The 20,075-nt window shown below is 67.4% G+C and carries 23 protein-coding genes; 14 read left to right on the top strand and 9 right to left on the bottom strand.

All coding sequences use genetic code 11. The annotated features are described in order from the left end of the window. Positions 1 to 22 precede the first annotated feature (22 nt). From AC6HZP_RS08265 to AC6HZP_RS08255, 3 genes are all read left to right on the top strand, one after another. Positions 23 to 772, top strand: a complete 750-nt coding sequence (locus tag AC6HZP_RS08265; protein WP_497526179.1) for a TlyA family RNA methyltransferase — start codon at positions 23 to 25, stop codon at positions 770 to 772. Further along, the gene (locus tag AC6HZP_RS08260) at positions 765 to 2,036 is read left to right on the top strand and encodes a class I SAM-dependent RNA methyltransferase (protein ID WP_497526178.1); all 1,272 of its coding nucleotides are present in this window, start codon (positions 765 to 767) and stop codon (positions 2,034 to 2,036) included. Before AC6HZP_RS08265 ends, AC6HZP_RS08260 begins: the two co-directional genes overlap by 8 nt. A gap of 103 nt (positions 2,037 to 2,139) precedes the next feature. Beyond that, a complete protein-coding gene (locus tag AC6HZP_RS08255) occupies positions 2,140 to 2,619 on the top strand; it encodes a DUF1203 domain-containing protein (RefSeq protein ID WP_497526177.1) in 480 nt (159 codons plus the stop codon). A gap of 227 nt (positions 2,620 to 2,846) precedes the next feature. Here the strand turns inward: AC6HZP_RS08255 and AC6HZP_RS08250 are convergent, their stop codons facing one another. The 4 genes from AC6HZP_RS08250 to aroC all read right to left on the bottom strand — a co-directional run bounded on the left by AC6HZP_RS08250 (position 2,847) and on the right by aroC (position 6,061). Continuing rightward, positions 2,847 to 3,419 (bottom strand): NADPH-dependent FMN reductase, encoded by a 573-nt coding sequence (locus tag AC6HZP_RS08250; RefSeq protein ID WP_497526176.1) that lies wholly within the window; start codon positions 3,417 to 3,419, stop codon positions 2,847 to 2,849. A 106-nt stretch (positions 3,420 to 3,525) separates the two neighbouring features. Continuing rightward, the gene (locus tag AC6HZP_RS08245) at positions 3,526 to 3,813 is read right to left on the bottom strand and encodes a putative quinol monooxygenase (RefSeq protein WP_497526175.1); all 288 of its coding nucleotides are present in this window, start codon (positions 3,811 to 3,813) and stop codon (positions 3,526 to 3,528) included. 74 nt (positions 3,814 to 3,887) lie between these two features. Continuing rightward, on the bottom strand, positions 3,888 to 4,841 hold the full coding sequence (locus tag AC6HZP_RS08240) for an ATP-grasp fold amidoligase family protein (RefSeq protein ID WP_497526174.1): 954 nt from the start codon (positions 4,839 to 4,841) through the stop codon (positions 3,888 to 3,890). Between the two features lie 134 nt (positions 4,842 to 4,975). Further along, positions 4,976 to 6,061 (bottom strand): chorismate synthase, encoded by a 1,086-nt coding sequence (gene aroC / locus AC6HZP_RS08235; RefSeq protein WP_497526173.1) that lies wholly within the window; start codon positions 6,059 to 6,061, stop codon positions 4,976 to 4,978. 816 nt (positions 6,062 to 6,877) lie between these two features. Between aroC and AC6HZP_RS08230 the strand changes: the two genes are divergently transcribed. From AC6HZP_RS08230 to AC6HZP_RS08205, 6 genes are all read left to right on the top strand, one after another. Further along, positions 6,878 to 7,150, top strand: a complete 273-nt coding sequence (locus AC6HZP_RS08230) for a DUF1344 domain-containing protein (protein WP_497526172.1) — start codon at positions 6,878 to 6,880, stop codon at positions 7,148 to 7,150. A 137-nt stretch (positions 7,151 to 7,287) separates the two neighbouring features. After that, a complete protein-coding gene (locus AC6HZP_RS08225) occupies positions 7,288 to 7,563 on the top strand; it encodes a DUF1344 domain-containing protein (RefSeq protein ID WP_201403092.1) in 276 nt (91 codons plus the stop codon). 163 nt (positions 7,564 to 7,726) lie between these two features. Then, positions 7,727 to 8,002 carry a DUF1344 domain-containing protein gene (locus tag AC6HZP_RS08220; RefSeq protein WP_201403091.1) on the top strand — a complete coding sequence of 92 codons (276 nt, stop codon included), beginning with the start codon at positions 7,727 to 7,729 and terminating at the stop codon, positions 8,000 to 8,002. A gap of 161 nt (positions 8,003 to 8,163) precedes the next feature. Beyond that, positions 8,164 to 8,439, top strand: coding sequence for a DUF1344 domain-containing protein (locus tag AC6HZP_RS08215; RefSeq protein ID WP_201403090.1), 276 nt, complete (start codon positions 8,164 to 8,166; stop codon positions 8,437 to 8,439). A gap of 180 nt (positions 8,440 to 8,619) precedes the next feature. Then, positions 8,620 to 8,892: a DUF1344 domain-containing protein gene (locus AC6HZP_RS08210; protein WP_497526171.1), complete on the top strand. Its 273-nt coding sequence runs from the start codon at positions 8,620 to 8,622 to the stop codon at positions 8,890 to 8,892. 167 nt (positions 8,893 to 9,059) lie between these two features. Beyond that, a complete protein-coding gene (locus tag AC6HZP_RS08205) occupies positions 9,060 to 9,317 on the top strand; it encodes a DUF1344 domain-containing protein (protein ID WP_201403088.1) in 258 nt (85 codons plus the stop codon). Between the two features lie 290 nt (positions 9,318 to 9,607). On the opposite strand, the gene AC6HZP_RS08200 is transcribed toward AC6HZP_RS08205, so the two are convergent. Both AC6HZP_RS08200 and fabI read right to left on the bottom strand, forming a co-directional pair. Then, positions 9,608 to 10,183, bottom strand: a complete 576-nt coding sequence (locus AC6HZP_RS08200; protein WP_244669863.1) for a histidine phosphatase family protein — start codon at positions 10,181 to 10,183, stop codon at positions 9,608 to 9,610. 104 nt (positions 10,184 to 10,287) lie between these two features. After that, positions 10,288 to 11,106 carry an enoyl-ACP reductase FabI gene (gene fabI / locus AC6HZP_RS08195; protein ID WP_201403087.1) on the bottom strand — a complete coding sequence of 273 codons (819 nt, stop codon included), beginning with the start codon at positions 11,104 to 11,106 and terminating at the stop codon, positions 10,288 to 10,290. Between the two features lie 305 nt (positions 11,107 to 11,411). Here fabI and AC6HZP_RS08190 point away from each other — a divergent pair, with 305 nt between their 5' ends. Next, positions 11,412 to 13,157, top strand: coding sequence for a DUF3300 domain-containing protein (locus AC6HZP_RS08190; protein WP_497526170.1), 1,746 nt, complete (start codon positions 11,412 to 11,414; stop codon positions 13,155 to 13,157). Here AC6HZP_RS08190 and AC6HZP_RS08185 read toward each other — a convergent pair. Then, positions 13,154 to 13,399: a hypothetical protein gene (locus AC6HZP_RS08185; RefSeq protein WP_497526169.1), complete on the bottom strand. Its 246-nt coding sequence runs from the start codon at positions 13,397 to 13,399 to the stop codon at positions 13,154 to 13,156. The genes AC6HZP_RS08190 and AC6HZP_RS08185 overlap by 4 nt on opposite strands. On the opposite strand from AC6HZP_RS08185, the gene AC6HZP_RS08180 reads away from it, so the two are divergent. Further along, the gene (locus AC6HZP_RS08180; protein WP_497526168.1) at positions 13,398 to 14,825 is read left to right on the top strand and encodes an FAD-binding oxidoreductase; all 1,428 of its coding nucleotides are present in this window, start codon (positions 13,398 to 13,400) and stop codon (positions 14,823 to 14,825) included. The genes AC6HZP_RS08185 and AC6HZP_RS08180 overlap by 2 nt on opposite strands. A 597-nt stretch (positions 14,826 to 15,422) precedes the next feature. After that, complete coding sequence (locus tag AC6HZP_RS08175; protein ID WP_497526167.1) at positions 15,423 to 15,983, top strand: DUF6101 family protein; 561 nt, start codon at positions 15,423 to 15,425, stop codon at positions 15,981 to 15,983. A 5-nt stretch (positions 15,984 to 15,988) separates the two neighbouring features. Here the strand turns inward: AC6HZP_RS08175 and AC6HZP_RS08170 are convergent, their stop codons facing one another. After that, entirely contained in the window at positions 15,989 to 17,014 is a 1,026-nt protein-coding gene (locus AC6HZP_RS08170) for a methyltransferase (protein ID WP_497526166.1), read from the bottom strand. A gap of 148 nt (positions 17,015 to 17,162) precedes the next feature. After that, positions 17,163 to 18,089, bottom strand: a complete 927-nt coding sequence (gene ubiA, locus AC6HZP_RS08165) for a 4-hydroxybenzoate octaprenyltransferase (RefSeq protein ID WP_497526165.1) — start codon at positions 18,087 to 18,089, stop codon at positions 17,163 to 17,165. A 140-nt stretch (positions 18,090 to 18,229) separates the two neighbouring features. On the opposite strand from ubiA, the gene AC6HZP_RS08160 reads away from it, so the two are divergent. Both AC6HZP_RS08160 and purD read left to right on the top strand, forming a co-directional pair. After that, complete coding sequence (locus tag AC6HZP_RS08160; protein WP_497526164.1) at positions 18,230 to 18,712, top strand: GNAT family N-acetyltransferase; 483 nt, start codon at positions 18,230 to 18,232, stop codon at positions 18,710 to 18,712. A gap of 98 nt (positions 18,713 to 18,810) precedes the next feature. Beyond that, the gene (purD, locus tag AC6HZP_RS08155; protein ID WP_497526756.1) at positions 18,811 to 20,073 is read left to right on the top strand and encodes a phosphoribosylamine--glycine ligase; all 1,263 of its coding nucleotides are present in this window, start codon (positions 18,811 to 18,813) and stop codon (positions 20,071 to 20,073) included. Positions 20,074 to 20,075 lie beyond the last annotated feature (2 nt).

Here is a 20,075-nt window from a genome sequence, read left to right as displayed (position 1 = left end):
CGCGCACGCCATCACTCGCGCCATGAACGACACCACACATCGCCTGGATATGGTCTTGCTCGCGCGCGGGCTGGTCGCCTCGCGTGCCAAGGCGCGCGACGCCGTCCTGCGCGGGCATGTCCGCGTCGACGGCGTCCTGATCACCAAACCCGCCGCGACCATCCGCCCGAACGCCACGCTCGAGATCGACGACCCGGCGCAGCGCTATGTCTCGCGCGCCGCGCTGAAGCTCGTCGCCGGGCTGGACCATTTCGGCTATGATCCGACCGGTCGCACGGCGCTCGATCTCGGCGCCTCGACCGGCGGCTTCACCGAGGTCCTGCTCGAACGCGGCGCGCGGCATGTGCATGCGCTCGATGTCGGGCATGGCCAGCTGCATCCGCGCGTCGCCAGCCGTTCGCGCGTCACCATGCGCGAGGGCCTGAATGTCCGCGACCTGACCGCCGACGACATAGGCGAGCCGTTCGACGCCATCGTCTGCGACGTGTCGTTCATCTCGCTCCGCCTTGCCCTGCCGCCGGCGCTTGAATTGGCCGAGCCGGGCAGCTGGGGCGTTCTTCTGGTCAAGCCGCAGTTCGAGGTCGGCAAGGACGGCATCGCCAAGAATGGCCTCGTTCGCGACGCCAGCGAAGGCGAGGCCGCCGTCGAGCGCATCGTCGACTGGATTGCCGCGGAGCCGGGATGGGTCGTCGACGGCCTCATCCCCTCCCCGATCGCCGGTGGCGACGGCAATCACGAATTCCTGCTCGGCGTAAGGAAAGACAATGGCTGAGACGCTCACCATCACCGCCCTCGGCCATGAAGGCGACGGCATCGCCGAGACGGCTTCCGGCGCCAAGGTCTTCGTGCCCTTCACGCTGCCGGGCGAAGTCGTCACCGCCGAGATCGACGGTGAGCGCGGCCATCTGGTCGAGATCCTCACCCCGAGCCCCGACCGGATCGATCCCGCCTGCAAGCATTTCACCGTCTGCGGCGGCTGCGCGCTGCAGCATTGGGCGCCGGAGAAATACCAGGCCTGGAAGCGCGACCTCGTCGTCCACGCCTTCGCCCAGCGCGGCATCGAGACGGAGGTCGATCCGGTCGTGCCGGTCGGCCCGCATTCGCGCCGTCGCGCCGTGTTCACGCTGGCGCGCGACGACAAGGGCCTCGTGCTCGGCTTCAACAAGCGCGAAAGCCACGACGTGCTGGCGATCGAGGAATGCCCGCTGCTGGTGCCGGAGATCGAGACGCGGCGCGACAAGCTGGCAGCCTTGGCCAACCGCCTGGTCGACCAGGGCAAGCGCGCGCGCATGACCGTGGTCTCGACCGATACCGGCCTCGACGTTTCGCTCGAGGGCGCCCGCAAGCCGGGCCGCGCCGATTATGAGGCGCTCGGACGCGCCGCCGTCGACGGGGCGATCTGCCGGCTGACGGTGGACGGCGCCGAGATCGTCATGAGCCGCATGCCGGAGATCCGCAACGATCCGGTTGTGCTCTATCCGAGCCCCGGCGGCTTCCTGCAGGCGACCGCCAGCTCCGAGCTCGCCATGGCCGATCTCGTCGACGCCGCCATCAGCAAGTCCAGCGGGCCCGTCCTTGATCTCTTCTCCGGCATCGGGACGTTCACGCTGAAGCTGGCGCGGCGCTTCCCGGTGCTGGCCGTCGAGGGCGAGACCAAGCTCCTGGAGGCGCTCGATCGCTCGATGCGTTTCTCCAAGGGCATCCGGGCGGTCACCACCCGCCGGCGCGACCTGTTCCTCAATCCGATGGCGCCGGTCGAGCTCAAGGACTTCAAGGCGGTCGTGTTCGATCCGCCGCGCGCCGGCGCCAAGGCGCAGGCGGAAACGCTGGCGAAATCCGTGGTGCCGCAGATCGTCGGCGTCTCCTGCAATCCGGCGACGCTCGCCCGCGACGCGCGCATCCTGATCGACGGCGGCTACAAGCTGACGCGGGTGACCCCGGTCGACCAGTTCCTGTGGTCCGGCCATATCGAGGTCGTCGCCACCTTCGAGCTCGCCCGCAAGGGAGCCACGACGAGGCGGGTCCGGCTGAGCTGATCGGCCTGGCAATCCCTGCCGGCGATTCCATCGCAAGATCCGGATAGCGGCAGCCCGCGGCTTGACGTTCCATCGAAGCCTCCATTTCAATGAGGAGGCTTCGATGCCCGCCATTCGCTTTGTCGCCATCCCGAGCCGTGTCGCCGCGCACTATCGCGGCGGCGGGGCGGACGCCAACGGCCAGACGCCGGAGCGCCAGATCTCGGACGGCAACGGCGTGCCCTGCCGGCATTGCCTTCGCACCGTGCCGGACGGCTCCGCCTATCTGATCGTGGCGCATCGACCGTTCGAGACAGTCAACCCCTATGCCGAGCTGGGGCCGATCTTCCTGTGTGCCGATGCCTGCGCCCGGGCCGAGGCGAGCGATGCCTCGCCGGCAATGCTGACATCCGCCGCCTATATCATCCGCGGCTATTCGGCCGACGAGCGCATCGTCTATGGCAGCGGCAAGGTGGTGCCGCGCGCGGCGATCGGCGACGAGGCTGGCGAATTACTGGCGCGCGACGACATCGCCTTCGTCCATCTCCGCTCCTCGACCAACAACTGCTTCCAGTGCCGGATCGAGCGCGGCTATGCAGCCTGAGAGAATGGTCTCTGCCCTCCTCCACCGTCATCCCGGCGAAGGCCGGGATCCACTTATCCACGGCCTGAGGCGCATTCACGCCGGGCGCCCGGGCGTCCAGCAACCCGCCTGAATGGATCCCGGGTCGAGCCCGGGATGACAGCGAGCGGTGGAGGGACTGTCGCCGAGCGCGCAAAGAAATGGCGGCCGGAGGCCGCCATTTCGGAACCGATAGCGAGGTAGACCGCTCAGGCGGCGACCAGAACCTGGCGCTGCGCCTTCAGCGTCGCGCCCACCTTGGCGATGCGGCCCAGCATCAGATGGGCGGCATCGTTGAAGCTCTCCGGCGGCGTGAACGTCTCGTCCTGGCGATACTGGGCGTAGAACGGGATGTTGACCTCGCCGGCAGCGACCAGGCCGACGGCGGTGGTGACGGGCTTCAGCAACTGCACGGCGCGGGTGCCGGCCGAGACGCCGCCATAGCTGACGAAGCCGACCGGCTTGTCGGCCCATTCATGCGACAGATAGTCGATGGCGTTCTTCAGGGGCGCGGTGAAGCCGTGATTGTATTCCGGCATCACGAAGACGACGGCGTCGGCCGCGTCGATCGTTGCGCTCCAGTCCTTGGTGTGCTGGTGCACATACTGGCGGAGCCGCGGATGATGCGGTTCGTCGAACAGGGGCAGATTGACGGCCTTGAGGTCGATCAGTTCGGCCTGGAAGTCCTTGTGCGCGCTGGCGATGCCGTGGAACCAGGTGCCGATCGAAAGACCGGCGCGGCCCGGGCGGGTCGAGGCGACGATGGTGTGAAGCTTGAGCAAGATGAGGCGTCCTGTGCGGATCCGATAAGGCGGCGCGACCATATATAGTGCTTATCGGATGACGCCGGAGTGAACGGTCCGTCAACCGTTCCGCCTTCTCTTCTCCCTAGGCGATGCTGTCGAAATAGCTGCCCTTCGGCGTTTCGGCGAACAGCGCCATCGCCGTCCTGAACATGTCGGGCGGGATGTTCTTGACCGAAGCCTGATGCGCCTCGGCCGTCTGCCAGTACTCGATCACGAAGAAGCGGGCAGAGTCCTCCCGGTCGCGGAACACCTCGCAGGAGATCGCCCCCTCCGAACCGAGGATGATCATCCGGATCGAGCCGAGAAACGCCGCCAGCGCGTCGCCATCGCCGTCGGCCGCGCGAAATTCACCGATCCGTGCCACGCTCATCGCAAGCCTCCCTCCTTCGTGTCTGGAGGAAGGCAGGCTGCGCCGGCATCGCGGCAATGCTGCGGCAGCCGCGCCTACTCGCCGGCTTCGGCCGCAAGACCGGCGCGCGACTGCCCATTGCTGCTTGAATGTCCGTCCTCGTCGGGGCGCGCCAGGCCCAGCATGGCGGCGAGCGCCCGCCGCAACGGCGCATGGATCGTCCAGGCGTGGCCGAGCTCGAGATCGAAGCTCGCCGGTTCACAGGGCGTCAGGCCGCTGAAGGAATAGACGGTGAGCTCGCCGACATGGATCCTGCCGCGCGAGACGAGAAAATCGACCCTGACATGGTCGAGCCCCGCGCCGAGCCGCTCGGCCATCGCGAACATCGCCGCGAGATCGGCCTCGGGAAGCGGCCCCGCATGGATCGGGGCATCGAAGCGGACGTCGACGCGCGATCCGTCCGGCCGCAGGAACAGGTTGCGATGGCTGTCGGGACCGTCGTTGATCCGCACGATGATCAGCTCGACCCGGCCGTCGAAGAGGAAGAGCTTGTATTCGAGCGGCAGCGCGCCGTCGTCCTCGGTCAGCATGGCCTCGACGAGCAGGCGCGGCGGCACCGGCACATAGCCCGCCTCCTGCAGGGCGCGGCCGAAATTCTGCGCCTGCCAGGCGGCCAGCTTCACGCGGATCGTAGCGAAATCCGCCCGCGTTGGATCGTCGACAAAGACGTTCATGCCGCTGCCATGCGCGCATTTGACGACGAAGGGCACTGGGAGCCGTTCCAGCGGCAGCGCCGCCGGATCGTCGCCCGACCAGAGGAGAGGCGGCAGATGTCCCGGCCCGAGCCGCGCCTCGATAAAGTCGCGGCAGGCCAGCTTGTCGCAGAACACCGAATAGAGCGGGTTCGGATCGAACAGCTTGCGCCACTGGATCTTTTCCGAGAAGCGCCGCGGCCGGAACAGGCTGGGATAGCGGCCATGGGCGCGCCGGTAGCGCTTCAAAACGCGAAAGATATCGCGGATCGGCGTTCGCCGATGGCGTGGTGGCACTCTCAACTCCCCCCGGAGCCCGATCTTCCGTGCGCCGGTCAGCCGACCGCGAAGCGCGCATATTTCAACGGCCTTTCACCGCTTCCAGGAAACGGTGAAAGGCTCCAGTCCTGCTTGAATAGAGTTTTGCCGCCTCAGCCGTTCTGGCCGCGATGGCGGAGATAGTGGTCGGCGACGGCGCAGGCGACCATCGCCTCGCCGATCGGCACGGCGCGGATGCCGACGCAGGGGTCGTGGCGGCCCTTGGTCATGACGTCCACTTCCTCGCCCTTCGCCGTGATCGAGCGGCGCGTCGTCAGGATCGACGAGGTCGGCTTGACGGCGAAGCGGGCGACGATCGGCTGGCCGGTCGAGATGCCGCCGAGAATGCCGCCGGCGTGGTTGGAGAGGAACAGCGGCTTGCCGTCATTGCCCATCCGCATCTCGTCGGCGTTCTCCTCGCCGGTGAGCGCCGCGGCGTCGAAGCCCTCGCCGATCTCGACGCCCTTCACGGCGTTGATCGACATCAGGAGGCTGGCGATATCCTGGTCGAGCTTGGCATAGACCGGCGCGCCGAGGCCGGCTGGCACGCCCTCGGCGACGATCTCGATGACGGCGCCGACGGAGGAGCCCGCCTTGCGGATGCCGTCGAGATATTCCTCCCACACCTTCGCCGCCTCGGCGTCGGGGCAGAAGAAGGGGTTCTGGTCGACCTCGTTCCAGTTCCAGCGCGAACGGTCGATCTTGTGCGGGCCGATCTGCACCAGCGCGCCGCGCACGCTCATGCCCGGCACGATCTTGCGGGCGATGGAGCCGGCGGCGACGCGCGCCGCCGTCTCGCGGGCCGAGGACCGGCCGCCGCCGCGATAGTCGCGGATGCCGTATTTCACGTCATAGGTGAAATCGGCATGGCCCGGCCGGTAGCGGTCCTTGATATCTCCATAGTCCTTGGAGCGCTGGTCGACATTCTGGATCTCGAGCGCGATCGGCGTCCCGGTTGTCAACAGCGTGCCATCTTCCTGGGGCATGACACCGGAAAGGATACGGACTTCGTCCGGCTCGCGGCGCTGCGTGGTGAAGCGCGAGGTGCCGGGCTTGCGCTTGTCGAGCCAGGCCTGGATCTCGGCTTCCGAGATGGCGATGCGGGGCGGACAGCCGTCGACGACGGCGCCAAGGGCGGGTCCATGGCTCTCGCCCCAGGTCGTGACGCGGAACAGATGGCCGAAGGTATTGTGCGACATGGACGAAGGCGCTCCCGAAGATTGGCCCCGGTTCTAGAAAGCCAGCGCCTTCCCGTCAAACGCCGGCTTGCGCCGGGGCGCAAAAGGCCGCGGCAATGATGGCAGAATGAGCAGTACACACAATCACTTGCACATATCATAAGCTTTGCTATAATCAGCAACAACGACATTAAACGAGATTCAGATCGGACATGGCTTCCCCCGCCCTGTCCGAATGGGGAGCCGAAGCGGCGTTTGTGACTGACCTCCGCGTTTCTTCCGCTCCCTGAGAACGGCGCCCGGTACCCCTCTGGGCGCCGTTATCGTTTCTGCCGCCGGAATGACGGCCGCGCCCGCCTCGCGCGCAAGAGGCATCTTTTCGCCCCGCCCTCCCAATCGGAACCGTGAATCACGCGGATTTGATGGATTCCCGGACGGTCCCGCCACGTTTTGCCCAGCGCCGCCCTGCTTGCGCCATGGCTTTGGGCGCCTTTTTGCCGGGCGCCTCACGAAATAGTGAGCCCCAGCAACAATAAGCAATGCATGTTATTGAACAGTCTCACCAAATTCGGTGAACAATGGATAGCCGATTTGGTACGAATTTCTCCTGAACGCCCGATTCAGGAGCATAAATTAGGAAAATTTCACGAAAAAATGCATTACGTATCGGTCACTAGCTTTTTAAGGGCCTCTCGACCGAAAAAACGACCCCTTGTAGCTTTTGACCCTGCTACCCAATTTCAGCTCACCGGAAGCGAAACGAAAGCGAACCAACCCCGTGGTTCCCAACCGCCCCCGGAGAGCAGGTCGATCCGATATCGACCAGGAGAATATAGAATGCGTAACCTGATCATCACCGCTGCTTCGGTTGCCTTCCTCGCCTCGGGCGCCGCTGCCATCGCAGCCGAGCAGACCGAAGGCACCGTCACCAGCGTCAACGCTTCGGCCGGCACGCTGACCCTGCAGGGAGGCCAGACCTTCCAGTTCGCCAACGGCAAGCAGCTCCTCGGCATCGTCCCCGGCCAGGCCGTCGGCGTGTCGTACCAGGGCACGGAAGGCCTCGGCGCCTTCAACCCGAACCCGGCCCGCGCTTCGGACAGCAACGGCTGAGCTACCTAGAGTTCCTTCGAGTACCTGACTTCCCCTGACCGCGGGCCAGCGCCCGGCTCCCCTACCGGGCGGCCCGCACTCCCCCCTCCCCACTGAACATGACGATGTCGAACCCTCGTTCGACCAGGAGACTTATTATGCGCAATTTCGTCCTCGCCGCCGCTTCGGTCGCCTTCCTCGCTTCCGGCGCTGCCGCCTTCGCCGCCGAGCAGACCGAAGGCACCGTTACCAGCGTCAACGCTTCGGCCGGCACGCTGACCCTGCAGGGAGGCCAGTCCTTCCAGTTCGCCAACGGCAAGCAGCTCCTCGGCATCCTGCCCGGCCAGGCCGTCGGCGTCTCGCACAACGGTTCGGAAGGCCTCGGCGCTTTCAACCCGGCCCCGGCCCGCGCTTCGAGCAGCACCAACAGCTGAGCTGCCTGAAGTTTCTCTGAATACCTGACCTCGACTGACCGCGGGCCAACGTCCGGCTCCCCCAACCGGACGGCCCGCAGCCTCTCCCTCCCCCCGGGCGAGAGAATTCCCTCCCTCCCAGAATGCAAGCATGTCGAACCCCCGTTCGACCAGGAGACTTATCATGCGTAATTTCGTCATCGCCGCCGCTTCCGTCGCCTTCCTCGCCTCGGGCGCCGCCGCCATCGCGGCTGAACAGACCGAAGGCACCGTCACCAGCGTCAACGCCGCCGCCGGCACGCTGACCCTGCAGAGCGGCCAGACCTTCAACTTCGTCAACGGCAAGCAGCTGCTCGGCATCCTCCCGGGCCAGAACGTCGGCGTGTCGCACCAGGGCAACGAAGGCCTCGGCGCTTTCAACCCGAACCCGGCCCGCGCTTCGAACAGCAGCAACAGCTGATCCCGCCCGGAACGACCAAGCTTTGAGACAGCGTCCGGCGAGCCGGACACTGCCTCCAGCCAAGAAGACTTCCTGCCTGCCCACATCGTCAGGCAATGGGAATCGCCCTCCCGAAATCGGGCGCAATCACGTCGAACCCGGTTCGACAAGGACTTGATACCATGCGCAATTTCATCATCGCCGCCGCTTCCGTCGCCTTCCTCGCTTCGGGCGCCGCCGCCATCGCCGCAGAGCAGACCGAAGGTACGGTCACCAGCGTCAACGCCACGACCGGCACGCTGACCCTGCAGAGCGGCCAGACCTTCAACTTCGCCAACGGCAAGCAGCTGCTCGGCATCCTCCCCGGCCAGAACATCGGCGTCTCGCATCAGGGTTCGGAAGGCCTCGGCGCTTTCAACCCGAGCCCGGCCCGCGCTTCGAACAGCAGCAATAGCTGATCCGTCGGGAGGATCGCCTCCCGCCTGGACCGACTGAGCTTCGAGACAGCGTCCGGCAGACCGGACACTGCCTCCAGCCAAGAAACTGCCTGCCTGTCCACCCCGTCAGGCAATGGGAATCGCCCTCCCGAAATCGGGCGCAATCACGTCGAACCCGTGGTTCGACAAGGACTTAAGACAATGCGCAATTTCATCATCGCCGCCGCTTCCGTCGCCTTCCTCGCCTCTGGCGCCGCGGCCATCGCCGCCGAGCAGACCGAAGGCACCGTCGTCAGCGTCAACGCCACGACGGGCACGCTGACCCTGCAGAACGGCCGGACCTTCAATTTCGCCAATGGCAAGCAGCTGCTCGGTATCCTTCCGGGCCAGAACATCGGTGTCTCGCATCAGGGCAATGAAGGTCTCGGCGCCTTCAATCCGAACCCCGCCCGCGCCGACAACAGCCGAGGCTGATCCGCCGGGGAGCCCGGCTCCCTCTATGGATCGCATCCCCCTGACAGCGTCCGGCGAGCCGGACCCTGTCTCCTCCGCCTGCCTCCCCCCGACAGGCGGCGGGAATTGCCCTCCCGAAAACGGGCGCAATAAGTCGAACGAACCCCGGTTCGACCAGGAGACCTCCCATGCGTAATCTCATCCTTGCCGCTGCTTCCGTCGCCTTCCTCGCTTCGGGTGCCGCCGCCATCGCCGCCGAGCAGACCGAAGGTTCGGTCGAGAGCGTCAATGTCTCGACCGGCACGCTGACCCTGCAGGACGGCCAGACCTTCAAGTTCGCCAACGGCAACCAGCTGCTCGGCATTCTTCCGGGCCAGACGGTCGGCGTCGCGCACCAGGGCTCGGAAGGCCTCGGCGCGTTCAATCCCTATCCCGCCGCCAAGTAAGCGACCAAGTAAGCCACCCAGTAATCGGTGAAGGGATCGGCCGAATACCGGCTGAATAATCGGTCGTACGACCGATCGACCCACGACCTCTTGCGATCGGTCCCAACCGATCTCATCTCTACCTGACTGACCTCGCGAACGACGCCCGGCACCCCTCCGGACGTCGTTCTCGTTTGGGGGCCATGCATCCGCGATCGCGGTCAGCGTCACAGCGCTCGCGATGCAACAGAGAAGTCTGGCAGATATTTGAGAAGTCGGCAGGCCTGAAAGCCCGGATCGTCAGCGAGCCGTCAGAGCCAGTGCGCGGCGCCGTTCCAGACGAAGATCCGGTCCTGCGGCACGTCGAGATTGGGCGTCGTATCCTTGTCGAGCCCGAGCAGCAGGCCGCGCAGCACCCGGCAGACGCCGCCATGCGAGACGACGACGGTATCGGTGTCGAGGCTCTCGAGCCATTGGCCGATCCGCACCGACAACATCTCGTAGCTTTCGCCGGCGGGCGGCACGAAGCCCCATTTGTCGCCCTCGCGCGCCACCACCTGCTCGGGCCAGCGCGCCTCGAGTTCCGGCGCGGTGAAACCTTCCCAGTCGCCGAAGGTGATTTCCTTCAGGATCGGATCGAGGCGATAGGCGGAGGGGTCGAGGCCCATGGCGCCGCGGGCGATTTCCATCGTCTGACGGGTACGCTCGAGCGGGCTGGCGACGAAGTCAAAGCCGGCGGCCTCGGGCATGCGCTCGAGGAGAACGCGGCCATTGCGCTGCGCCTGGATGCGTCCGCGCGCATTCAAGGGAATGTCCCGCTGCCCCTGGAAACGGCCCTCGGCGTTCCAGTCCGTCTCCCCGTGCCGGATGAAGACGAGGATCGGCATGGCGAGACTCCGCATTGGCGCAGGGGTATCGGGCAAGAAGGCGCCGGCGAACCGGCGCCCGGTAGAGGCAGGGCGGCGCTCCGGCGGACCGGAGCGCGCATTCGTCAGTCCTTGATCACCGAGATATCCGGCGCGTCGACGGCCTTCATGCCGACGACATGGTAGCCGGAATCGACGTGATGGACTTCGCCGGTGACGGCGCGCGACAGGTCCGACAGGAAATAGACGCCGGAATCACCGACCTCTTCCGTCGTCACGGTCCGCCGCAGCGGCGCGTTGTACTCGTTCCACTTCAGGATATAGCGGAAATCGCCGATACCCGAGGCGGCCAGCGTCTTGATCGGGCCGGCGGAAATCGCGTTGACGCGGATGTTCTTCGGGCCGAGGTCGACCGCCAGATACTGCACGCTCGCCTCGAGCGCGGCCTTGGCGACGCCCATGACGTTGTAGTTCGGCATCACCTTCTCGGCGCCGTAATAGGTCAGCGTCAGGATCGAGCCGCCATCGGTCATCAGCTTCTCGGCGCGCTGCGTCACGGCGGTCAGCGAATAGACCGAGATCAGCATGGTCTTGCTGAAATTGCCCTCGCTCGTGTCGACATAGCGGCCGGTCAGCTCGTCCTTGTCGGAGAAGCCGATCGCGTGCACGAGAAAATCGAGCTTGCCCCACTGCTTCTCGACTTCGGCGAAGACCGCGTCGATGGAGGCTGCGTCGGAAACGTCGCAATGGCCGACGACGAGCGCGTTCAGCTCGGCGGCCAGCGGCTCGACGCGCTTCTTCAGCGCATCGCCCTGGTAGGTAAAGGCCAGTTCGGCGCCGTGGTCGTGGGCAGCCTTGGCAATTCCCCAGGCGATCGACCGGTTGTTCGCGACGCCCAGCACGAGCCCGCGCTTACCCTTCAACAAACCGCCTGCTTCAGTCATGCCTATTTTTCCCTCTTCGTAGCGTCCGGAGGCGCGCTTCCTATCGCACAGGCCCTTTGCCGCTTCAAGACGAAGCGACGGAGCGGTCATCACACTCAGTGTATGCCTGTTGCGGAACGCGGAAGCGAGCCCCGGCCCCACCGGCCGATGCAACCTGGACGGGACGCGTCCTAGGCACCGAATCCCGCCTCGCGGCGAGGCATCCCAGATTTAACCATCGGGCAAGCCGGACGTCGGGGAACGCTTCCGGAAACGGGGGCATTGTGACAATCATTAAGGCATTCGACCGATAGGAGGGGCCAGGCATGGCGCCACGCTTGAAAGACAAGACCTGGCTCGGGACAGGCAACTATTCACGACTGGCGGTAGCAGCCCTGTTCGGCTGGTCGACAACGATCTACCCCGTTCTCGCCGAGACGCTGACGGCTCCCGCACGGCTCGCCCAGGCCGACTCGACCCCGGCGCCGGACGACCAGAAGCCGGTCGAGCCCGAGGCGCCGCGCGCTGCCCCCGCCCTTCCCGACCGGGTGCCGGGCGCCGCGGAAGCCACCGCGGCGGCGAGCGACGAGGATCCCGATCTCTATACGGTGTCGGAACTCGAATACCTGCTCGGCCCGATCGCGCTCTATCCCGATCCCCTGCTTTCGCTGGTGCTTTCGGCGAGCACCCGGCCGGATCAGCTGGCGAAGGCCGAACAATGGCTGTTCGACAATCCGAAGGCGGCGGAAGCCGGCGACTACGCCGAAGCGGAGAAGCTCGGCCTCGACGCGCCGGTGGTGGCGCTGCTGCGCTTCCCGGATGTCGTCGAGATGCTCGTCGACCACGAGGAATGGACCGAATCGCTCGGCTTCGCCTTCGATCGCCAGCCCGAGGATGTCGCCACCGTCATCCAGCTGCTGCGCGCGCAGGCCGAGAAGGTCGGCAATCTGAAGACGACGCCGCAGCAGGTCGTCACCGTCGTGCAGGAGACGCCGAGCGCGCCGCGCGTGATCTCGATCGCCCCGGCCGAGCCCGAACGCATCTACGTGCCGGTCTATAATTCCGCCGACGTCTTCACGACGGCGGCCACCGGCGCGCTGGTGTTCGGCACCGCCATCCTGGTCGGCTCGGCCTGGAACAATCGCTGGGGCTGGAACAATCGCGGCTGGAACAATGTCTGGGTCCATCATCATTGGCATGGCAGCCCCGGCTGGCGTCCCGGCCCGCCGCATCGCCCGCGTCCGCCGGGCGCCTGGTATCCCGAGCGGCCGAATCGCCCCGACCGGCCCAACCGCCCGGGCCGCCCCGAGACGGGTCGTCCCGGTGACAACAATCGCCCCGGCCGTCCTGGTGACAACCGCCCCGGTCGTCCCGGTGACAACAACAATCGTCCGGGCCGTCCCGGCACGGAGACCGGCCGTCCGAATCGGCCGGGAGCCGAGAACGGTCGCCCCAACCGTCCGGGTGCTGAAAGCGGTCGTCCGAACCGGCCCGAACGTCCGGGGGAGAATGCCCGCCCGAATCGGCCGAACCGGCCCGGCGCCGAGAGTGGGCGTCCGAATCGCCCCGAGCGGCCGGCGAACACGCGTCCGAACCGTCCCGAGACCGGTCGCCCCGGCGCGGAGAGCCGTCCGAACCGGCCGAACCGCCCCGAAGTGACGCGGCCGTCGCGGCCGGAGAATGCCCGTCCGCAGCAGCGTCCTGGCCAGAATGCCCGCCCGCAACAGCGTCCGTCGCAGAACGCTCGTCCGCAGCAGCGCCCCGGGCAGAATGCGCGTCCGCAACAGCGTCCTGGCCAGAACGCCCGCCCACAGCAGCGCCCGTCGCAGAACGCGCGTCCGCAGCAGCGCCCTGGGCAGAACGCCCGGCCGCAACAGCGGCCAGGGCAGAACGCCCGCCCACAGCAGCGCCCGTCGCAGAACGCCCGTCCGCAGCAGCGGCCGCAGAATGCCCGGCCGGGGCAGAACGCTCGGCCGCAGCAGCAGAACGCGCGGCCGAACAACCAGAACCGCAACCGGCCGCAGCAGAACCGCGGCCGCAACTGCCGGCCCGGCCAGGACAACTGCCGCTAGCGGCTTAAGACATCCGGTGGCGCGACGATCGCGCCACCGCTGACGGACGAGACCGTCGCCATTTCCCGATCAACGGGATGGGTCGAGCGATCCTGTCGCCTGGGGAGGACCCGCCCGTGCTCGCCGGCCTGCCGCAGCAGGCCGGCGACATTTTTTCGTGCCCCCGCATGCCGGCTTTTTACAAAGGCCGCGAGGCGCGTATCCTGCACGGCGGAAGCCCAAGGATCGAAACCCGCCATCATGCTGAACCGCCCCACCCCCGAGCTCATCGCCCGCTTCGCCGCCCTCGTCGCGCCCGGCGCGGCCTTGACCGACCCGGAAGCGACGCGCCCCTACCGGATGGAATGGCGCGACAAGTATGTCGGCGAAACGCCGCTCGTGCTGCGCCCCGGCTCGACGGCGGAAGTGTCGGCGATCCTCGCGCTCGCCAACGAGACCGGCACCGCGATCGTGCCGCAGAGCGGCAATACCGGGCTCGTCGGCGGCCAGGTTCCCGATTCGAGCGGCGGCGAGATCGTGCTGTCGCTCGATCGCATGACCAAGATCCGCGCCGTCGACGCCGACGGCTATTCGATGACGGTCGAGGCCGGCGCCATCCTCGCCGACGTCCAGACCGCGGCGGAAGCGGCCGACCGGCTGTTCCCGCTCTCGCTCGGCTCGGAAGGTTCCTGCCGGATCGGCGGCAACATCTCGACCAATGCCGGCGGCACGGCCGTGCTCGCCTATGGCAACATGCGCGACCTCGTGCTCGGCCTCGAAGTGGTGCTGGCGGACGGGCGGATCTGGGAGGGCCTCGGGGCGCTGCGCAAGGACAATACCGGCTACGACCTGAAGCAGCTCTTCATCGGCGGCGAAGGCACGCTCGGCATCATCACCGCCGCCGTGCTGAAGCTCTATCCCCGCCCGAAGGGGCAGGCCGTCGCCTTCGCGGCGCTGGCCGATCCGGAAGCAGCCCTTGCCCTCTTCAATCTCGCGCGCGACCGCGCCGGCCATGATCTGACCGGCTTCGAGCTGATGCCGCGCATCGGCGTCGATTTCGTGCTCCGCCATATCCCCGGCTCGCGCGAGCCGGTGGCGACAACAGCGCCCTGGTACGCGCTGATGGAGATCTCGTCCGGCCATTCCGACGAGGCGGCGCGCGGCGCGATCGAGGACATTTTGGGCACCGCCTTGGAGAACGGTGTCGTGCAGGACGCCACCATCGCGCAGTCGCTCGCCGAGCGGAACACGTTCTGGCGGATGCGGCACGGCATGTCGGAGGCGCAGAAGCCGGAAGGCGGCTCGATCAAGCACGACGTCTCGGTGCCGGTGGCGAGCGTTCCCGCCTTTCTCAAGGAGGCGATCGCCGCCGTCGAGGCGTTCGTGCCCGGCTGCCGGCCGGTGCCCTTCGGCCATCTCGGCGACGGCAACATTCATTTCAACATCACGCAGCCCGTCGGCGCCGACAAGGAAGCCTTCCTGGCGCGCTGGGACGAGGTCAACGCCCTCGTGCACGGCATCGTCGCCCGCTATCATGGCTCGATCTCGGCCGAGCACGGCATCGGCCGCCTGAAGCGCGACCTCCTGCCGGATGCCAAGGGACCGGTGGCGATCGACATGATGCGGACGATCAAGCTGGCCCTCGACCCGAAGGGCATTTTGAACCCGGGCAAGATGCTGCGGCTCTAAGGCAGACGTCGTCTCCCCACCCTCGCCGTCATCCCGGGCTTGACCCGGGATCCATCCAGCCGGGTTGCCGGCAGGACGAACCTCCCCAGATCTCGGATGCATGGATCCCTGGTTTCGCAGGGATGACGACCGAGCGTGGGGCTGCCGACTTCCGTCTCGACGAGCCGAAGGCGAAAGAGTTCACACTCCGCCGGTCCCGGGGCGCTGCAAAAGTTCACGTTCGCCGTCGCGCGTCGGAGATGCCCACAGGGAGATGCGCCCTCTCCGCATGCGATGGTTGCGCGACGCGCGGGCCTCTGGCCGAACGCCGCCGGGATGGTCCCCGGCGCAAATGGCGGGCTGCCGCCATCGCCGCCGCCGCTGCCACAATTCAGCAAGTTTTCGTCAACCGTCTTCGATCACCGGCCGCTAACCCTGCCCGCGATCGCCGGGCCGTTAACCATGTCCCTTAAGCTCTGAATGGCCGATCGCGTGGCATTGTCGCCTCAACAAAGAGCGGGCCCGGTCAAGCGGATCCCTCCCCTTAAGGTCCTGTTAACCGCCCGGTGGCGGGACCGAAACAAGGCAGCGACGGAGTTGAAGACGATGGCAAACAGCATGGCTCAGGCATCCGGCAACGATCTCCGCCTCGATCCCTTCGCGCTTCCCGTCCGCTACGAGGCCACCCTCGCCGGCCCGGCCTCGGCCACCACCCCGGCCGTCTATCTCGACCGCGAGCAGGCGATCATCAAGCGTCGCCTCGGCGGCATCCCGACCACCCTCTCCACCCCGGTCAGCGCCTTTCGCGGCGTCGCCGTCCGGATGTCCGGCGATCCCGAGACCGGCGCGGTCCGCACCGTCGTCGAGCTGATGCATCGCGATCCCGCCATGTCGCTGCCGCTGGTCGTCGTCGAGGATCTCGGCAACGGCGAGGACGTCGCGGCCGACTGGCAGGCCTGGGGCCGCGCGCTCGGCCTGCCGCTCCTGATCGTCGACGGCGACGGCACGGTGCGCGCGCCGCTCGAGCAGCTCGGCTCGCTGGTTGTCGGCGACCCCAAGGCGCGCCGCGCCCCGGCCTCGATCACCCGCCGCCGCCCGCGCTTCCTGAAGCGCCGCAAGACCGGCTTCTACAACGAGGTCGAGACGCTTTCGGGCCGCGAGATCATCGCCCGCGACTAATCGGGTTAGTCCTCGAACACCACCAGGCTCGCCGGTGACGGCGGTATCGGCTGCACGCTGGCGCCTGAGAAGCCGGCATCCCGCGCCATCAGATCGAGCTCGCTCGCCGTATACGCGTCGCCACGCTGCGTCGTCGCCAGCATCATCATGGCGAAGGCCGCCGGCCAGGCCGGCGAGACGCGATCCTCCTCCGGCACGAACTCGACCGCCAGCACCCGACCACCCGGCGCCAGGCTCGCCCGCGCCTTGCGCAGGAGCAGCACGCAGGTCTCGTGGTCGAAATGGTGCAGGAAGTTCGGCATCATCACGAGATCATAATCCGAGCCCCAGCCGACATCGAAGGCGCTGCCGGCGATCGTCGAATAGCGCCCGGCCATTCCCGCGTCGGCGGCGTTGCGCTCGGCGAGTTTCAGCACCGACGGCCAGTCGAGCGCGACGATCTCGGCATCCGGCACGGCGCGCGCCACCGCGATGCCGAAGAAGCCGTGCCCGGCGGCGATATCGAGCACCCTGCGCGGCGGGTTCGGCCATGTCGCCACCTCGGCCGCCAGCCCCTCGGCGCTGCCGATCACCAGCGGCACCATGGCTTGCGCGAACTTGATCCAGATCGGGTTCTCCGGCGACATGTTGGCGAGCCCGAGCGAGCCGCCCTGCCGCACATAGGCGACGGGATCGTCGAGCCAGAGCGCCACCATCTCCGGCGACGCCAGGAAATCGACGATGCTGCCCATGTAGCCGGGCGAGCGCTTGTCGAGGAAGACGGCGCTGGTCGGGCTCAGCTGATAGCGATCGCCGCGCTTTTCGACGATTCCCCTGACGGTGAGATAGTCGCAGAGGATGCGCAGGCCGCGCTCGGAAGCGCTGGTGCGCGCCGCGAGTGTCGCGGCGGTCGCCGGCGCCTCGCCGAGCAGGGTAAAAAGATCGAGCGAGATCGCCGCCTTCATGGCGGCGGTATCGCGATAGCCGAGCACGGCGTCGATGACGGGCCCAGGATTGATTTCGGAAACGGCGGCAAGTGCTTCTGTAGACATAAGCTATCGCTCCCAAATGAATCTCTGTTGCAATTCTCCATGCGCAGGCAAAGTCACGCGCTGAATAGCGCGCGACTGCCCGAGATCATCAAGTGACGTGTTCGTGAATACCGGAAACGGCCCGCGGGCCGTGCTGCGCGACCGGGCCTCAGAGCCAGCCGGCGACGACGAGACCGGCGAAGAACACCAGGCCGGCCGGCCAGTTCGACTTGAACAGGCGAAGCGCCAGCGCGTCGTTGTCGAGGCGCACGCTCAGGACCTGCCAGGCGAGATGGGCGGCGAAGAGCGCGAGCCCGAGCCAAGCCGCCCAATGGACGCCGGCGGCGACGAGCGCGCCGGCCCAGAGCAGCACCGACCCCGCATAGAGCAGGCCGACCATCTCAGGCGCGCGGTCGCCGAACAGGCGGGCGGTCGAGCGCACGCCCATGATCTTGTCGTCCTCGATGTCCTGCAGCGCGTAGATCGTGTCGTAGCCGATCGTCCACAGCACGCTGCCGGCATAGAGCAGCAGCGGCGCCAGCGACAGGCTGCCGAACACGGCCGACCAGCCGATCAGCGCGCCCCAGGAAAAGGCGAGGCCGAGCACGAATTGCGGCCAGTCGGTGATCCGCTTCATGAAGGGATACGCCGCGACGACCGCGAGCGAGGCGACGCCGAGCGCCACCGAAAACCAGTTGAAGAACAAGAGCACGACGAGACCGGCCAGCGCCTGCAGGATCAGGAAGATCTTGGCGTTGCGGACGCTGACCTGGCCGCTCGGGATCGGCCGCGAGCGGGTGCGCGCCACGCCGGCGTCGAGCTCGCGGTCGACGATATCGTTATAGGTGCAGCCGGCGCCGCGCATGGCGACGGCGCCGATCCCAAACAGGATCAGGTGCCCGATATTCGGAAGCGACGAGCCGGCGACGCCGCTCGCCATCGCCGCCGCCCACCAGCACGGCAAAAGCAGCAGCCGCCAGCCGATCGGCCGGTCCCAGCGCGCGAGCCTTGCATAGGGGCGCAGCCATGGCGGCGCGAAATGATCGACCCAGTTGCCCCGGTCGGCATCGGCGACGGTTCCGTGGTTCAGGCTCATCGGGCTCTTCCGCTTCGGTCGTGACGGCCCCTTCATACACCCGATCCCGGCGGGCGCCACGCGACGACTTGCTGCAAGCGCGGCATTTCCCGCCAACCCGCCTCCGTTGTCTCCGCCCACGCCGGAGGCTAGGCTTCGGCATGTCCGAAACCTCCTTCCAGATCCGCCCCGTCCGGAGCGACGACGATCTCGCTGTCGTCGTCGGCATGATCCGCGCCTACGCCGCCTCGCTCGACATCGATCTCCGCTTCCAGGATTTCGAGACGGAAATCGCGTCCATGCCGGGGAAATACGCGCCGCCCGGCGGAGAATTGCTTCTGGCGCGGGCCGCGTCGGGGCTGCCGCTCGGTTGCGTCGGCCTCCGGCCGCTGGACGCCGAGATCTGCGAGATGAAACGGCTCTATGTGGCGCCGGATGGCCGCGGGCTCGGCGTCGGCCGGGCGCTGGTTGACGCCCTCGTCGCCGAGGCCCGGCGCATCGGCTATCGCGAGATGCGGCTCGATACGCTGCCGAGCCTTACCGCGGCGCTGGCGCTCTATGGCAAGGCGGGTTTCCGCAGGATCGAGCCCTACTACGCCACGCCGATCGAAGGCACCGTCTTCCTGGCGAAAGACCTGCGATAACGTCGCCGGACCCCACCTCCGGATTCGACATTCCGCCCTTCGCTTGCTAAGCGCCGCGCACGGGATCGAAGGACGGGCCAGACATGAGCGAGACGCGCATCAACATTCTCCTGATCGGATCGGGCGGCCGCGAGCATGCGCTGGCCTGGGCGCTCCGGAAATCGCCGCGCCTCGGCCAGCTCTATGCCGCCCCCGGCAATCCGGGCATCGGCGCGCTCGCCGAACTCGTCCGGCTCGATCCGTTCGACCATCACGCCGTCGTCGACTTCTGCCGCCACAACATGATCGATTTCGTCGTCGTCGGCCCCGAAGCGCCGCTGGTCGCCGGCCTCGCCGACGCGCTCGATCAGGCCGGGATCAAGGTGTTCGGCCCGAGCCGCGAGGCGTCGCGCCTCGAGGGCTCGAAGGGCTACACCAAGGATCTCTGCGCCGAGGCGGACATCCCGACCGCCGCCTACCAGCGCTTCACGGAAGCCGCCCCGGCGCGCGACTACGCGACCAGCATGGGCGCGCCGATCGTCGTCAAGGCGGACGGCATCGCCGCCGGCAAGGGCGTCGTCGTGGCGGAGACGCTGGACGAGGCGCATGCCGCGATCGACGCCTGCTTCGACGGCGCGTTCGGCTCGGCCGGCGCCGAGGTCGTTGTGGAGGAATGCCTGATCGGCGAGGAGGCGAGCTTCTTCGCCGTCTGCGACGGCGTCGACGCCGTGCCGCTCGCGACCGCACAGGACCACAAACGCGTCGGCGACGGCGATACCGGCCCGAACACCGGCGGCATGGGCGCCTATTCGCCCGCCCCGGTGATGACCGAGGCGATGATCGAGCGGACGATGAACGAGATCATCCGCCCGACGATGAAGGCGATGGCGGCGCGCGGCGCCCCGTTCAAGGGCGTGTTGTTCGCCGGCCTGATGATCACCGCCAAGGGCCCGGAACTGATCGAATACAATGTCCGCTTCGGCGATCCGGAATGCCAGGTGCTGATGATGCGGCTGGAGAGCGACCTGCTCGAATTGCTGCTCGCGGCAGCCGAGGGCAAGCTCGCCGGCGTCGAGACGCGCTGGCGGCCGGAGGCGGCGCTGACCGTCGTCATGGCCGCCAAGGGCTATCCGGGCGACTATGCCAAGGGCACGCTGATCTCAGGCGTCGAGGCGGCCAACGCGCTGCCGGAGACGCAGGTGTTCCAGGCCGGCACCGCGCTTGTCGACGGCAAGCTCGTCGCCAATGGCGGCCGCGTCCTCAACGTCACGGCGCTCGGCGCCAGCGTCGCCGAGGCGCAGAGCCGCGCCTATGCGGCCGTCGACACGGTCGACTGGCCGGAAGGCTTCGCCCGCCGCGACATCGGCTGGCGCGCCGTCTGAGA

Source organism: Kaistia sp. SLG-1, from assembly GCF_059699055.1.
This window is presented reverse-complemented; position numbering and strand designations above follow the sequence as displayed.